Source organism: Burkholderiales bacterium (assembly GCA_035518095.1).
In the GTDB taxonomy this organism is placed as follows: Bacteria; Pseudomonadota; Gammaproteobacteria; order Burkholderiales; family JAHFRG01; genus JAHFRG01.
In genome coordinates, this window is the sequence record DATIXX010000025.1 from 1 (window position 1) to 15167 (window position 15167).

Sequence of the window (15167 nt, forward strand, 5' to 3'; positions counted from 1 at the left end):
CACCGAGATGGTGATGCCGGGGGACAATGTGACGGTGACGGTGGCGCTCATTGCCCCGATTGCCATGGAAGAGGGCTTGCGTTTCGCCATCCGCGAAGGCGGCCGCACCGTGGGCGCCGGCGTGGTCGCGAAGATAATCGAGTGATTGGTCAGGAGTGAAGGGTAATGAATATCGGGAACGTTTTTTCCTCGCCTTTTTCATTTCATTCGTTAATTTTTAAAGGCCAGTAGCTCAATTGGCAGAGCGTCGGTCTCCAAAACCGAAGGCTGGGGGTTCGAGACCCTCCTGGCCTGCCACAACAGGCGGGGGGCCACGGGCTCAATAACGGAAATATGGCGGACAAAATCAAACTGCTGGTGGCGCTGCTGTTGGTGGCAGCAGGCATAGCCGGTTATTACTATCTGGCAGACAGTGCGACCATCATCCGCATTGCTCCCATCCTGGCGGGCCTGGTGCTGGCCGTGGTGCTGGCGTGGTTTACCGCCCCGGGCAAGCAGTTTTACACGTTCAGCCAGGAAGCGGTTGAAGAAACCAAGAAAGTGGTGTGGCCGACGCGCAAGGAAGCGTTTCAAGTTACCGGGATCGTTATGCTGTTCGTGCTGGCGATGGCGTTGTTTTTATGGATGGTGGATGCGGGATTGCTATGGGTGGTGCATTATCTGATGGGGCGGAGCGAATAGTGGCAAAGCGCTGGTACGTGGTGCATGCCTATTCGGGTTTTGAGAAAAGCGTGCAGCGCACGCTCGCCGATCGCATCGAGCGCTCCGGGATGAAAGACAAGTTCGGGCAGATACTGGTGCCCGTAGAGGAAGTGGTGGAAATGAAAAGCGGGCAGAAAAACATCAGCGAGCGCAAGTTTTTTCCGGGCTACGTGCTGGTCGAAATGGAAATGACCGATGAAACATGGCACCTGGTGAAAAGTACGCCCAAGGTGACCGGCTTTGTCGGCGGCAGCGCCAATAAGCCCACGCCGATCAGCGAAAAGGAAGTGCAGAACATTTTGCAGCAGATCCAGGAAGGGGTGGAGAAACCCAAACCCAAGGTGTTGTTCGAAATCGGCGAAGCGGTCCGGGTCCGGGAAGGCCCTTTCACCGACTTTCACGGCAATGTCGAGGACGTGAACTACGACAAGAGCAAGCTGCGCGTTTCAGTTTCGATTTTCGGCCGCTCCACTCCGGTGGAACTCGATTTCGGCCAGGTGGAAAAAGCTTAGGAATTACGGATCGCATGGCTAAGGTGCAATTATTGTTTAGCGGCAGAATGCGCGAGCATCCGCGGGGACGCGATAGGAGAATGCGTGGCTAAGAAAATAGTTGGCTTCGTCAAATTGCAGGTGCCCGCGGGAAAGGCGAATCCCAGTCCTCCGATCGGGCCTGCGTTGGGGCAACGCGGCTTGAACATCATGGAATTCTGCAAAGCGTTCAACGCTCAGACCCAGGGTATGGAAGCCGGATTGCCGGTGCCGGTGGTGATCACCGCGTACGCCGACAAGAGTTTTAGTTTTGTGGTGAAGACGCCGCCGGCGTCGGTGCTGATCAAAAAAGCGGCGAAGCTGGAAAAAGGCAGCCCCAAACCGCATACCGACAAAGTGGGCAAGATAACGCGCGCGCAAGCCGAGCAAATCGCCAAGCTTAAAATGCCGGATTTAACCGCAGCCGACCTTGAGGCCGCAGTGCGTACCATAGCCGGCAGCGCGCGCAGCATGGGTATTGAAGTCGAGGGCATGTGAGATGGCGTCCAAACGCTACAAACTGATTAATGCCAAAGTTGACCGCAACAAGCGTTACGCGATGCCGGAAGCGCTGAAGTTGGTCAAGGAATCCGCAACCGCCAAATTCGACGAGGCAATCGACGTGGCTATCAATCTTGGCGTGGACATCAAGAAAACGGACCAGCAGGTGCGCGGTTCGGTGGTGCTGCCGGCCGGCACCGGAAAAAAAGTGCGGGTCGCCGTATTTGCGCAAGGCGACAAAGCCAAGCTGGCGAAGGAGGCCGGCGCAGATATCGTCGGCTTTGAAGATCTGGCGGATAGCGTTAAAGCCGGCAAAATTGAATTTGATGTCGCGATCGCGAGCCCCGACGCGATGCGCGTGGTCGGGCAGCTCGGACAGATACTCGGACCGCGCGGACTGATGCCGAACCCCAAAGTGGGAACGGTGGCCGCCGATGTTGCGGCTGCCGTGAAAAACGCCAAGGCCGGCCAAGTGCAGTACCGCACCGACAAGTCGGGCATCGTGCAGTGTACCATCGGGCGTGCGTCATTCAGCGTCGACGCATTGCGCGAAAATCTGATGGCGCTGGTCGGCGCGCTGAATAAAACCCGGCCATCGGGCATTAAGGGCGTTTATCTGAAAAAAATTTCCATATCCAGCACCATGGGCGTGGGAGTCAAGATCGATCAATCGACCTTGGCATGATGAAATTTTAAGGAGAGATACACGTTGGGTCTGAATCTTGAACAAAAAAAGGCAATGGTGGCTGAAGTCAGCGCGCAATTCGCCAAGGCTCAGGCCGTAGTCCTTGCCGAATACCGCGGCACGCAGGTCGGCGACATGACCCAGTTGCGTGCCAAGGCGCGCAGCGCAGGCGTGTATTTCCGCGTGCTGAAAAATACTTTAGCGCGCCGTGCCGTAGCGGGAACGCCGTTCGCCGGATTGTCGGAGAAAATGCTGGGCCCGCTGGCCTACGGCATTTCCGCGGACCCGGTCGCCGCGGCGAAGTTATTGCATGAATTCGCAAAGGAAAACGAGAATTTCGTCATCAAATGCGGTGCCATGGCCAATTTGGTGATGACATCCAAGGACATCGCCAATCTCGCCAAGATGCCGAGCCGCGAGCAACTTCTGGCGAAACTGGCGGGCACCCTGCAAGCGCCCCTGGTAACGTTGCTGCGCACGCTGCATGAAATACCGGGCAAATTTGTGCGAACTCTGGCCGCGATACGTGATCACAAGTCTGCATAACATTACTTAAATCAGGAGAAAATTATGGCTGCTGCAAAAGCCGATATTCTGGATGCAATAGGAAAGATGACAGTGCTTGAGCTCTCTGAGCTGATCAAGCAATTGGAAGAAAAGTTCGGCGTGTCAGCCGCCGCTACCGCAGTTGCCGTCGCGGCCCCCGCCGCCGGAGGCGCGGCCGCTGCCGCAGTTGAAGAAAAAACCGAATTCGCAGTGATTCTAAAAACGGTTGGTGACAACAAGGTGAACGTGATCAAAGTGGTTCGCGCGGTAACCGGTCTTGGGTTAAAGGAAGCCAAGGACCTGGTGGACGGAGCGCCGAAGCCGGTCAAGGAAGGCGTTTCCAAGGCCGATGCCGAAGCGATCCAGAAGCAGCTGACGGAAGCCGGCGCCACTTGCGAAATCAAATAAGCGCCCAATATATCGGGTATGCCGGCTGGCGGGCAACCGCCGGCCTCAAGGCTTTTGTTTAACGCACTCTATCCGATTAGCCAATTGCGATCCGTTGCTTCCGGTATTACGCCGGAATTGACGACTGCAACGGCGATGCATGTCCTCTACGCCTCGAACAGCGCTGTTTCCATCCACCCCGGGCGTTTAACCATTATGGAGTTGATATGAGCTATACATTTACCGAGAAAAAACGCATCCGCAAGAATTTTGCCAAGCGCGCCAGCGTGCTGCAGGTGCCGTTTCTTCTCGCCACACAGCTTGACTCGTACGCCTCGTTTTTGCAGGCCGACGTGCCGCCTGAAAAACGCAAGAACGAAGGTTTGCAGGCCGCGTTCACCTCGATATTTCCTATCGAAAGCCATTCTAAAAACGCGAGGCTGGCATTTGTGAGCTACACGCTGGGCATGCCGCCGTTCGACGTCAAAGAATGCCAGCAGCGAGGACTCACTTATGCATCGCCGCTGCGCGCCAAGGTACAGCTCACCATTATGGATCGCGAAGCCAGCAAACCGACGGTGAAGGAAGTCAAGGAGCAGGAAGTGTACATGGGTGAGATACCGCTCATGACTTCGACCGGTTCTTTCGTCATCAACGGCACCGAGCGCGTGATCGTGTCGCAACTGCACCGTTCTCCGGGCGTGTTCTTCGAGCACGACCGGGGCAAAACGCATTCTTCGGGAAAGCTGCTTTTTTCCGCGCGCATCATACCCTACCGCGGCTCGTGGATCGATTTCGAGTTTGACCCGAAGGACTATTTGTATTTCCGCGTTGACCGCAGGCGCAAAATGCCGGTGACCACACTGCTCAAAGCCATCGGCTACACGCCGGAACAGATCCTGGCGGAGTTTTTTGCGTTCGATACGTTCCAGATCAGCAAGAAAGGCATTCAGTTTGAGCTGGTGCCGGAGCGTATGCGCGGCGAAATCGCGCGCTTCGATATCACCACCAAGAGCGGCAAGCTGATCGTTCCCAAGGACAAGCGCATCACCGTCAAGCATGTCCGCGATATGGAGCAGGCCGGCCTGCAGAAAATGCTGGTGCCGGGCGAATTTTTGGTCGGGCGCGTGTTGGCGCACAACGTCGTGGACAAGGAAAGCGGCGAGATTTTGGCGCGCGCCAACGACGAAATAACCGAGGATATGGTCAGAAAACTGCAGGAGGCGCAGGTCGGCAAGGTCAACACCATTTATATCAATGACCTCGACCAGGGGAGCTATATTTCCCAGACCCTGAGAATAGATGAGAGCGCGGACACCATGGCGGCGCAGGTGGCGATCTACCGCATGATGCGGCCCGGCGAACCGCCGACCGAAGACGCGGTGAAAACGCTGTTCCACGGTCTTTTTTATTCGGAAGACCGCTACGACTTATCCGCGGTGGGGCGCATGAAGTTCAACCGCCGTGTGGGACGGCAGGAATTGACCGGTCCCGGCACGCTGACCAATGAAGATATTGTGGCGGTGATCAAGATACTGGTTGAACTCAGAAACGGGCGCGGCGAAATCGACGACATCGATCACCTCGGCAACCGCCGCGTGCGCTCGGTGGGCGAACTCGCAGAAAACCAGTTCCGCGCCGGTTTGGTCCGGGTGGAACGCGCAGTGCGCGAGCGATTGTCGCAGGCGGAATCGGAAAATCTGATGCCGCACGACCTTATCAATGCCAAGCCGGTGTCGGCGGCGATCCGCGAGTTTTTCGGATCCAGTCAACTGTCGCAATTCATGGATCAGACCAACCCGCTGTCGGAAATCACTCACAAGCGGCGCGTATCGGCTTTGGGTCCCGGCGGTCTCACTCGGGAGCGCGCCGGATTTGAAGTGCGCGACGTGCATCCTACGCATTATGGTCGCGTGTGCCCCATCGAAACGCCGGAAGGCCCGAATATCGGCCTCATCAATTCGCTGGCGCTTTATGCCCGCACCAACCAGTACGGCTTTATGGAAACGCCTTACCGCAAGGTAGTGAACAGCAGAGTAACCGACGAAATTCATTATCTGTCTGCCATTGAGGAAGGCCAGTTTGTGATTGCACAGGCGAATGCCGCGCTCGACAAAAAAGGCAAGTTCGTCGATGAAATGATCTCCTGCCGGCATCACAACGAATTCACCATGTCCAGCCCGGATCGGATTCAGTACATGGATGTGGCGCCCTCGCAAATCGTTTCGGTCGCGGCGTCCTTGATTCCGTTTCTCGAGCACGACGATGCCAACCGCGCGCTGATGGGTTCGAACATGCAGCGCCAGGCGGTGCCTTGCCTGCGCGCCGAAAAGCCGCTGGTCGGCACCGGCATCGAACGCACGGTAGCGGTGGATTCAGGCACTGCGGTGCAGGCGGTGCGCGGCGGCGTGGTGGATTATGTGGATGCGTCCCGCATAGTGGTGCGTGTAAACGATAACGAAACCACCGCGGACGAAGTGGGAGTGGATATTTATAACCTGGTGAAATACACGCGCTCTAACCAGAACACCAACATCAATCAACGGCCGGTGGTGAAAGTGGGCGATGCAATTGCCGGCGGCGACGTGATTGCCGACGGTGCTTCGACGGATATGGGCGAACTTGCACTGGGGCAAAACCTGCTGGTGGCGTTCATGCCGTGGAACGGCTACAACTTCGAGGACTCGATTCTGATTTCGGAGCGCATAGTGGCGGATGAACGCTTCACTTCGATCCACATCGAAGAACTTTCGGTGGTGGCGCGCGACACCAAGCTGGGACCGGAGGAAATCACGCGCGATATTTCCAATCTTTCCGAGACCATGCTGTCGCGGCTGGACGAATCCGGCATTGTGTACATCGGCGCCGAGGTCGAAGCGGGCGACGTGCTGGTGGGCAAGGTAACGCCCAAGGGCGAAACCCAGCTAACGCCGGAGGAAAAATTGCTGCGCGCGATTTTCGGGGAAAAAGCGTCCGACGTGAAAGATACCTCGCTGCGGGTGCCTTCGGGCATGTCGGGAACGGTGATCGACGTGCAGGTATTCACGCGCGAAGGAATCGAGCGCGACAAACGCGCCCAGCAAATCATCGACGACGAGCTTAGACGCTACAAAAAAGACTTGGCCGATCAGTTGCGCATTGTCGAGGATGACACGTTCGGCCGCATTGAGCGCTTGCTGCTGGGCAAAACGGCCAACGGCGGGCCCAAGAAACTCGCCAAGGGCAGCAAGCTGACCAAGTCGTATCTTACCGAGGTGGAGCGTCACAGCTGGTTTGATATTCGCCTTGCCAATGATCAGGCGAGCCGCCAGCTGGAGCAGCTCAAGGAACGCCTGGCGCAGCAGCGACTGGATTTTGATGGTGCTTTTGAAGCCAAGAAAAAGAAACTGACCAGCGGCGATGAACTGCCGCCCGGGGTGCAAAAGATGGTGAAGGTTTATGTGGCGGTAAAGCGCCGCCTGCAGCCGGGCGACAAGATGGCGGGCCGTCACGGCAACAAAGGCGTGATCTCCAAGATCGTGCCGGTGGAGGATATGCCGCATATGGCGGACGGCACGCCGATGGATATCGTGCTGAATCCGCTGGGAGTGCCTTCGCGCATGAACGTGGGTCAAATCCTGGAAACGCACTTGGGATGGGCGGCGAAAGGCCTGGGCCAGAAAATTGGCGACCTGCTGAACGCGCACGCCAAGGTTTCCGACGTGCGCAAGGCCCTGACCCTGGTTTACAACTCCAGCGGCAGGCCGGAAGACATTGCCGCGCTGAGCGATGCCGAGGTCCTGAATCTGGCGCAAAACCTCAAGGGGGGAGTGCCGTTTTCCACTCCGGTGTTTGACGGGGCCACTGAGGAAGAAATTAAAAACATGCTCGAGCTCGCGGGATTGCCGCGCTCCGGGCAGATCACGCTTTACGACGGCAGAAACGGCGACGCGTTCGACCGGCCGGTAACCGTGGGCTTCATGCACGTGATGAAATTGCACCATCTGGTGGACGACAAGATGCACGCGCGCTCCACCGGCCCATACAGCCTGGTCACCCAGCAGCCTTTGGGCGGCAAGGCGCAATTCGGCGGACAGCGCTTCGGCGAAATGGAGGTGTGGGCGCTGGAGGCTTACGGCGCGGCCTATACGCTGCAGGAAATGCTCACCGTCAAATCCGACGATGTTTCGGGCCGCACCAAGGTCTATGAAAACATCGTCAAGGGCGATCACAAGATCGATGCCGGCATGCCGGAGTCGTTCAACGTCCTGGTAAAGGAAATTCGCTCGCTGGCGATAGACATTGATTTGGATCGTTATTGATTTAAGGCACCGACCGCTAAATATTTAGGAGTAGCTAATGAAAGCTTTGCTCGATTTGTTTAAACAGGTCACGCAGGAAGAAGAATTCGACGCGATCAAAATCGGACTTGCTTCGCCTGAAAAAATCCGTTCTTGGTCTTACGGCGAAGTCAAAAAGCCGGAAACCATCAACTACCGCACGTTCAAACCGGAACGCGACGGACTGTTCTGCGCCAAGATTTTCGGCCCGGTCAAGGACTACGAGTGTCTGTGCGGCAAATACAAGCGGCTGAAACACCGCGGAGTGATCTGCGAAAAATGCGGTGTGGAGGTGACCTTGTCCAAAGTGCGCCGCGAGCGCATGGGACATATCGAACTCGCGAGCCCGGTCGCTCATATCTGGTTCCTGAAGTCGTTGCCGTCCCGCTTGGGCATGGTGCTCGACATGACGCTGCGCGACATTGAACGAGTGCTGTATTTCGAAGCCTACGTGGTGACCGATCCCGGCATGACGCCTTTAAACCGTTGCCAGCTGCTTTCGGAAGACGATTATCTTGCCAAGGTGGAAGAATACGGCGATGAGTTTTCGGCCAGCATGGGGGCGGAGGGAATTCGTGAATTGCTGCGCAACCTCGATCTCAACCAGGAGGTGGAAAACCTGCGCAAGGAACTTGCGGCCACCGGCTCCGACAGCAAGATCAAGAAGCTGGCGAAGCGCCTGAAGGTGCTGGAAGCGTTTCATCAATCGGGCATTAAGCCGGATTGGATGATCATGGAAGTCCTGCCGGTACTGCCGCCGGAATTGCGTCCGCTGGTGCCGCTTGACGGCGGGCGTTTCGCGACCTCCGATCTTAACGATTTGTACCGGCGCGTGATTAACCGCAACAACCGCCTGAAGCGGCTGTTGGAACTGAAGGCGCCGGAAATCATCGTGCGCAATGAAAAACGCATGCTGCAGGAATCGGTGGATTCCCTGCTCGACAACGGGCGGCGCGGCAAAGCGATGACCGGAGCCAACAAACGCGCGTTGAAATCGCTTGCCGACATGATAAAGGGCAAAGGCGGGCGTTTCCGCCAGAACCTGCTGGGCAAGCGCGTGGATTACTCGGGGCGCTCGGTGATCGTGGTCGGTCCCCAGTTGAAGCTGCATCAGTGCGGCTTGCCCAAGAAAATGGCGCTGGAACTGTTCAAGCCGTTCATCTTCCACAAGCTGGAGCTGCTCGAACCCGGCACGACGATCAAGGCCGCGAAGCGACTGGTCGAAGCCGAGGTGCCGGAAGTGTGGGATATTCTTGAAGAAGTGATTCGCGAACATCCGGTGCTGCTCAACCGTGCACCCACTCTGCACCGTTTGGGCATTCAGGCTTTTGAACCGGTGCTGATCGAGGGCAAGGCCATCCAACTGCATCCGCTGGTTTGCGCTGCGTTCAACGCCGACTTCGACGGCGACCAGATGGCGGTGCATGTGCCGCTTTCGCTGGAGGCGCAGATGGAGGCGCGAACGCTCATGTTGTCCAGCAACAACGTGCTTTCGCCTTCCAACGGCGAGCCGATTATCGTGCCTTCGCAGGATATCGTGCTGGGACTTTATTACACGACGCGCGAGAAAATTAACGCCCGGGGAGAAGGCATGAAATTCTCCAATGTGGCGGAAGTTACGCGCGCGTACGAATCGCGGCAGGTCGAACTCAACGCCAGGATTCACGTACGCATCAAGGAGTTTGAGATTAATGCCGAGGGTAAACGCAGCGAGAAGGTCACGCGTTATGAAACGACGGTCGGCCGGGCCTTGTTATCCGAAATTTTGCCCGCGGGCCTGCCGTTCGAACTTATCAACAAACCGCTCAAGAAGAAGGAAATCTCCAAGCTCATCAATGCAAGCTTCCGCCGCTGCGGGCTTAGAGAGACGGTGATATTTGGCGATCAGCTGATGTACGCCGGATTTACACTTGCAACTCGCGCGGGCATTTCAATTTGCGTGGACGATATGCTGGTGCCGCAGCAGAAAAATGAAATCATTTCCGCCGCCGAGAAAGAAGTGCAGGAAATCGAGGCGCAATATACCTCCGGACTTGTAACCCAGGGCGAGCGCTATAACAAAGTGGTGGACATCTGGGGACGCGCCGGCGATGTGGTGGCGAAAGCGATGATGGAACAACTCGGCACCGAAGCGGTGCTGGAATGGGACCCGAAGAAAGGCGCCGTGCCGATGTTCGACAAGAAAGGCGGGGCCGTGACCCAGGAATCATTCAACTCGATTTACATGATGGCCGATTCCGGGGCCCGCGGCTCGGCGGCGCAAATTCGCCAGCTCGCGGGAATGCGGGGACTGATGGCGAAGCCCGACGGCTCGATCATTGAAACCCCGATTACCGCCAATTTCCGCGAAGGCCTGAACGTGTTGCAGTATTTTATTTCGACTCACGGCGCGCGCAAGGGGCTCGCAGACACCGCGTTAAAGACCGCGAATTCCGGTTACCTGACGCGGCGTTTGGTGGATGTGACCCAGGACCTGGTGGTGACCGAAGAAGACTGCGGCACGACCCAGGGCGTGGTGATGAAAGCGCTGGTGGAAGGCGGCGAAGTGGTGGAAGCCTTGCGCGAACGCATTCTCGGTCGCGTGGCAGCTATCGACATTGCGCATCCCGAAACAAACCAAACACTGATCGCAGCCGGCACGTTGCTGGACGAGGATCTGCTCGAAAGCATTGAACTGCTGGGCATAGACGAAGTGAAAGTGCGCACCCCGTTGACCTGCGAAACCCGTTACGGCCTGTGCGCAAAATGCTACGGCAGAGATCTCGGGCGCGGACAGCTGGTAAACGTAGGCGAAGCGGTGGGGGTCATCGCGGCGCAATCCATCGGCGAGCCGGGAACTCAGCTTACCATGCGCACCTTCCATATCGGCGGTGCCGCTTCGCGTACCGCGGTGGTGAGTCAAGTCGAGGCCAAATCCAACGGCTCGGCGAGCTTTAGTTCGATTATGCGCTATGTGACCAATGCCAAAGGCGAGCAAATCGCGATCTCGCGCAGCGGTGAAGTGGTGATACAGGACGACAACGGACGCGAGCGCGAGCGGCACAAAGTGCCTTACGGCGCCAATCTGACGATCAAGGACGGCGCCAAGGTCAAGGCGGGACAGATGCTTGCGACCTGGGATCCGCATACCCGGCCCATTATCACCGAATACGCCGGCCGCATCCGCTTTGAGAATGTCGAGGAAGGGGTTACCGTGGCCAAGCAAATCGACGAGGTCACGGGGCTCGCGACGCTGGTGGTAATCGATCCGAAACGGCGCGGCGTGGCGCAGGCCAAGGGATTGCGCCCGCAAGTGAAGTTGCTGGATGACAAAGACCGGGAAGTGAAAATTGCCGGCACCGATTTGCCGGTCAACATTACCTTTCAAATCGGCTCCATCATTACCGTGAAAGACGGACAGCAGGTTAGCGTGGGCGAAGTGCTGGCGCGGATTCCGCAGGAAACCAGCAAAACTCGTGACATCACCGGGGGTCTGCCGCGCGTTGCCGAGCTGTTCGAAGCGCGTTCCCCGAAGGACGCCGGCGTGCTGGCGGAAGTCACCGGCACCGTATCATTCGGCAAGGATACCAAGGGCAAGCAGCGCCTGGTGATCACCGATCTTGACGGCGTGGCCCACGAGTACTTGATACCCAAGGACAAGCATGTGATGGCGCATGACGGCCAGGTTGTAAACAAGGGCGAGATGATCGTGGACGGCCCGGCCGATCCGCATGACATTCTGCGTTTGCTGGGTGTCGAGGCGCTGGCGCGCTACATCACGGATGAAGTACAGGACGTGTACCGCTTGCAGGGCGTAAAGATCAACGACAAGCATATCGAAGTCATCGTGCGCCAGATGTTGCGGCGGGTGCAGATCATCGATGCCGGCGATACGTACTTTATTCCCGGCGAACAGGTTGAGCGTGCAGGCGTGCTGGAAGAAAACGAGCGCGTGACCTCCGAGGGCAAGAAATCCGCGACGTTTGATTACCTGCTGCTCGGCATCACCAAGGCTTCGCTTTCAACGGATTCCTTCATCTCGGCGGCTTCGTTCCAGGAAACCACGCGCGTGCTGACCGAAGCTGCGATCATGGGCAAGAAGGACGAATTGCGCGGTCTCAAGGAAAACGTCATTGTCGGCCGTCTGATTCCGGCCGGCACCGGACTCGCTTTTCACAATACGCGGCGCAAGCAAGGGGCAGCGGGTCCCGCGGAAACCCCGGAAGTGGGCGAAGTCGGTGCAGGAGAAGCGAAAGACGCCGAGCACGCAGCTTGACAGGTAGCGATTAAGTCCATAAAATCCACAGTCCTTTCGGGCGGCGCGGCACGCAACCACGCCGTCCGTATTTTTTAGGAAAACCAGACTCATGCCGACGGTCAACCAGTTAGTGTGCGGGGCGAGGGTTGCCAAACGCACGAAAAGCAAAGTCCCGGCGCTGGGCAATTCGCCGCAAAAGCGCGGCGTGTGCACGCGCGTTTACACCACTACGCCGAAAAAGCCGAATTCCGCGTTGCGCAAGGTGGCACGGGTGCGGCTCACGAACGGATTCGAAGTGACCAGTTACATCGGCGGCGAGGGGCACAATCTGCAGGAGCACTCAGTCGTGCTGATCCGCGGCGGGCGCGTGAAAGACCTGCCCGGTGTGCGCTACCATACGGTGCGCGGCAGCCTCGATACCGCGGGAGTGAAAGACCGCAAGCAGGGGCGTTCCAAGTACGGCGCAAAGCGCGTGAAACCGGCTTAACGAATTCTTGAGATATTCATGCCACGACGCAGAGAAATTGCAAAACGCACGATTTTGCCGGACCCGAAGTACAGCAACCAGGACGTCGCCAAATTCGTGAACGTGCTGATGACGCGCGGGAAGAAATCGGTCGCTGAGAGAATCGTATACGGCGCTCTGGGACAAATTGCGAAGAAAACCGGCAAGGACCCGCTTGAGGTTTTCAGCCAGGCTATCGCCAATGTGAGGCCGATGGTTGAAGTGAAGAGCCGCCGCGTCGGCGGCGCGAACTATCAAGTGCCCGTTGAAGTCCGACCGGTACGCCGCACTGCGCTCGCCATGCGTTGGTTGCGCGATGCGGCCCGCGGCCGCGGCGAAAAGTCCATGGGCGCGCGCCTCGCGGGAGAGCTTGCCGAGGCCGCTGAAGGCCGGGGCGGGGCAATCAAAAAACGCGAGGAAGTGCATCGCATGGCCGAAGCGAACAAGGCCTTCTCGCATTACCGGTTCTAGGCCCCAGGAAAAATTCAAGGATGAATTTAGCCGTGGCACGCAAAACACCGATCGACCGTTACCGCAACATCGGCATCACCGCGCATATCGATGCCGGAAAAACCACGACCACGGAACGCATCCTGTTTTACACCGGCGTATCGCACAAGCTGGGCGAAGTGCACGACGGAACGGCCATCATGGACTGGATGGAGCAGGAACAGGAGCGCGGAATCACCATTACTTCAGCGGCCACGACCTGTTTCTGGAAGGGCATGGATCGCAGCCATCCCGAACACCGTATCAACATCATTGACACCCCGGGCCATGTGGATTTCACCATCGAAGTGGAGCGCAGCTTGCGCGTGCTGGATGGCGCGTGCACGGTGTTTTGCGCAGTGGGCGGAGTGCAGCCGCAGACCGAAACAGTATGGCGCCAGGCCAACAAATACCGCGTGCCGCGCCTTGCCTTTGTCAACAAGATGGACCGTCAGGGCGCGAATTTCATGCGCGTCTATGAACAAATGAAATCGCGACTCAAGGCCAACCCGGTGCCGATTCAGTTGCCGGTGGGCTCGGAAGAAAAATTCGAAGGCATAGCGGATCTGGTGAAAATGAAAGCGGTCTACTGGGACGACGGCACCCAGGGAATGAAATTTGAAGAGCGCGATATTCCGGCGGCAATGCTTGAGGAATGCAAGCGGTGGCGCGAAAAAATGATTGAAACCGCCGCAGAAGCCTCCGAAGACCTGATGCATGCGTATCTCGAAAAAGGCGATCTCGCGCCCGAGGACATCAAGCGCGGTTTGCGTCTGCGCACGATACATAACGAAATCGTGCCGATGCTGTGCGGCTCCGCTTTCAAGAACAAGGGCGTACAGGCGATGCTGGACGCGGTGATAGACTATCTTCCTGCACCGGTGGATATCCCCCCGGTCAAGGGTGAGCTGGAAAACGGCCAGCCCGGCGAGCGCCATGCTTCGGATGACGAGCCTTTTTCCGGATTGGCGTTCAAAATAGCCAGTGATCCTTACGTCGGGCAGCTGATTTTCTTCCGCGTCTATTCCGGTGTGGTGAAATCTGGAGATACCGTGTACAACCCGGTAAAGGGCAAGAAGGAGCGCATTGGACGCCTGTTGCAGATGCACGCCAACCAGCGCGACGAAATCAAGGAAGTGCGGGCGGGCGACATTGCAGCAGCGGTCGGTTTGCGCGAAGCGACCACCGGGGACACGCTGTGCGATCCCAATAAAGTGATTACGCTGGAACGCATGGTCTTCCCCGAACCCGTAATTCACGTCGCAGTGGAACCCAAGACCAAAGCCGACCAGGAGAAAATGGGTGTGGCGTTGAACCGCCTGGCGCAGGAAGATCCTTCGTTCCGCGTGCGCACCGACGAGGAATCCGGGCAGACCATCATCTCGGGAATGGGCGAGCTGCATCTGGAAATAATCGTTGACCGCATGAAGCGCGAATTCGGCGTCGAGGCCAACGTGGGAGCGCCGCAAGTTGCGTATCGCGAGACCATTAAAAGGAATGTCGACGAGGTGGAAGGCAAGTTCATCAAACAGTCAGGCGGCCGCGGGCAATACGGCCATGTTTGGCTGAAGCTCGAGCCCAATCCCGCCAAGGGATATGAGTTCGTGGATTCGATAAAAGGCGGTGCGGTGCCGCGCGAATACATTCCCGCAGTTCAAAAGGGGCTGCTCGATACGCTCCCCAACGGTGTGTTGGCCGGCTTTCCGGTGGTGGACGTGAAAGTGACATTATTCGACGGCTCGTACCACGAAGTGGACTCAAACGAAAATGCCTTCAAAATGGCTGCGTCGTTTGCCTTCAAGGATGGCATGCGCAGAGCCAATCCGGTGCTGCTGGAGCCGATGATGGCGGTGGAAGTGGAGACCCCGGAAGATTTCATGGGCAACGTGGTCGGCGATTTGAATTCGCGGCGCGGCATTATCCAGGGCATGGAAGATTTGCTGCCCGGGATAAAGTTGATCCGCGCGGAAGTACCGCTTGCTAAAATGTTCGGCTACTCAACTTCGCTGCGTTCGGCGACCCAGGGGCGCGCAACCTATACCATGGAATTCAAGCATTACGTTGAAATGCCGAAGAGCGAAGCGGAAGCAATCATCAACAAGAAATAATGAGGTATTAAGGGAAGCGCTATGGCAAAAGGCAAATTTGAGCGGACCAAGCCGCATGTCAATGTAGGGACGATTGGGCACGTAGATCATGGCAAGACCACGCTGACTGCGGCGATGACCATTATTTTATCCAAGAAATACGGCGGTGAAGCGAAGAG

The 15167-nt window shown here is 57.4% G+C and carries 13 protein-coding genes and 1 tRNA gene; all 14 read left to right on the forward strand.

Annotation, left to right across the window (positions count from 1 at the left end):
- On the forward strand, positions 1–145 hold a 145-nt coding region (locus tag VLV32_04505), incomplete at its 5' end, for an elongation factor Tu (GenBank protein HUL41150.1).
- Positions 146–221: 76 nt separating this feature from the next.
- A tRNA-Trp gene (locus VLV32_04510) sits at positions 222–297 on the forward strand.
- Positions 298–333: 36 nt separating this feature from the next.
- The gene (gene secE, locus VLV32_04515; protein HUL41151.1) at positions 334–681 is read left to right on the forward strand and encodes a preprotein translocase subunit SecE; all 348 of its coding nucleotides are present in this window, start codon (positions 334–336) and stop codon (positions 679–681) included.
- Complete coding sequence (gene nusG, locus VLV32_04520) at positions 681–1214, forward strand: transcription termination/antitermination protein NusG (protein ID HUL41152.1); 534 nt, start codon at positions 681–683, stop codon at positions 1212–1214. Before secE ends, nusG begins: the two co-directional genes overlap by 1 nt.
- An 84-nt stretch (positions 1215–1298) precedes the next feature.
- Positions 1299–1730 carry a 50S ribosomal protein L11 gene (gene rplK / locus VLV32_04525; GenBank protein ID HUL41153.1) on the forward strand — a complete coding sequence of 144 codons (432 nt, stop codon included), beginning with the start codon at positions 1299–1301 and terminating at the stop codon, positions 1728–1730.
- A gap of 1 nt (position 1731) precedes the next feature.
- Positions 1732–2418: a 50S ribosomal protein L1 gene (rplA, locus tag VLV32_04530; protein ID HUL41154.1), complete on the forward strand. Its 687-nt coding sequence runs from the start codon at positions 1732–1734 to the stop codon at positions 2416–2418.
- Between the two features lie 24 nt (positions 2419–2442).
- Entirely contained in the window at positions 2443–2964 is a 522-nt protein-coding gene (gene rplJ, locus VLV32_04535) for a 50S ribosomal protein L10 (GenBank protein HUL41155.1), read from the forward strand.
- Between the two features lie 24 nt (positions 2965–2988).
- On the forward strand, positions 2989–3372 hold the full coding sequence (gene rplL / locus VLV32_04540; protein HUL41156.1) for a 50S ribosomal protein L7/L12: 384 nt from the start codon (positions 2989–2991) through the stop codon (positions 3370–3372).
- 206 nt (positions 3373–3578) lie between these two features.
- Positions 3579–7652 (forward strand): DNA-directed RNA polymerase subunit beta, encoded by a 4074-nt coding sequence (gene rpoB, locus VLV32_04545; protein HUL41157.1) that lies wholly within the window; start codon positions 3579–3581, stop codon positions 7650–7652.
- A 37-nt stretch (positions 7653–7689) separates the two neighbouring features.
- Complete coding sequence (gene rpoC / locus VLV32_04550) at positions 7690–11925, forward strand: DNA-directed RNA polymerase subunit beta' (protein ID HUL41158.1); 4236 nt, start codon at positions 7690–7692, stop codon at positions 11923–11925.
- Positions 11926–12016: 91 nt separating this feature from the next.
- Positions 12017–12394, forward strand: a complete 378-nt coding sequence (gene rpsL, locus VLV32_04555; protein ID HUL41159.1) for a 30S ribosomal protein S12 — start codon at positions 12017–12019, stop codon at positions 12392–12394.
- A gap of 18 nt (positions 12395–12412) precedes the next feature.
- Positions 12413–12883 carry a 30S ribosomal protein S7 gene (rpsG, locus tag VLV32_04560; GenBank protein HUL41160.1) on the forward strand — a complete coding sequence of 157 codons (471 nt, stop codon included), beginning with the start codon at positions 12413–12415 and terminating at the stop codon, positions 12881–12883.
- Positions 12884–12915: 32 nt separating this feature from the next.
- Entirely contained in the window at positions 12916–15009 is a 2094-nt protein-coding gene (gene fusA / locus VLV32_04565; protein HUL41161.1) for an elongation factor G, read from the forward strand.
- A gap of 21 nt (positions 15010–15030) precedes the next feature.
- Positions 15031–15167, forward strand: a 137-nt coding sequence (locus VLV32_04570) for a GTP-binding protein (protein ID HUL41162.1), incomplete at its 3' end; no start/stop codon positions are given.

Excerpts from the sequence above, each read along its gene's own strand:
- secE (HUL41151.1), top strand. The coding sequence starts at position 334 with ATGGCGGACAAAATCAAACTGCTGGTGGCGCTGCTGTTGGTGGCAGCA.
- rplA (HUL41154.1), top strand. The coding sequence starts at position 1,732 with ATGGCGTCCAAACGCTACAAACTGATTAATGCCAAAGTTGACCGCAAC.
- rplL (HUL41156.1), top strand. The coding sequence starts at position 2,989 with ATGGCTGCTGCAAAAGCCGATATTCTGGATGCAATAGGAAAGATGACA.
- rpoB (HUL41157.1), top strand. The coding sequence starts at position 3,579 with ATGAGCTATACATTTACCGAGAAAAAACGCATCCGCAAGAATTTTGCC.
- rpoC (HUL41158.1), top strand. The coding sequence starts at position 7,690 with ATGAAAGCTTTGCTCGATTTGTTTAAACAGGTCACGCAGGAAGAAGAA.
- rpsL (HUL41159.1), top strand. The coding sequence starts at position 12,017 with ATGCCGACGGTCAACCAGTTAGTGTGCGGGGCGAGGGTTGCCAAACGC.
- rpsG (HUL41160.1), top strand. The coding sequence starts at position 12,413 with ATGCCACGACGCAGAGAAATTGCAAAACGCACGATTTTGCCGGACCCG.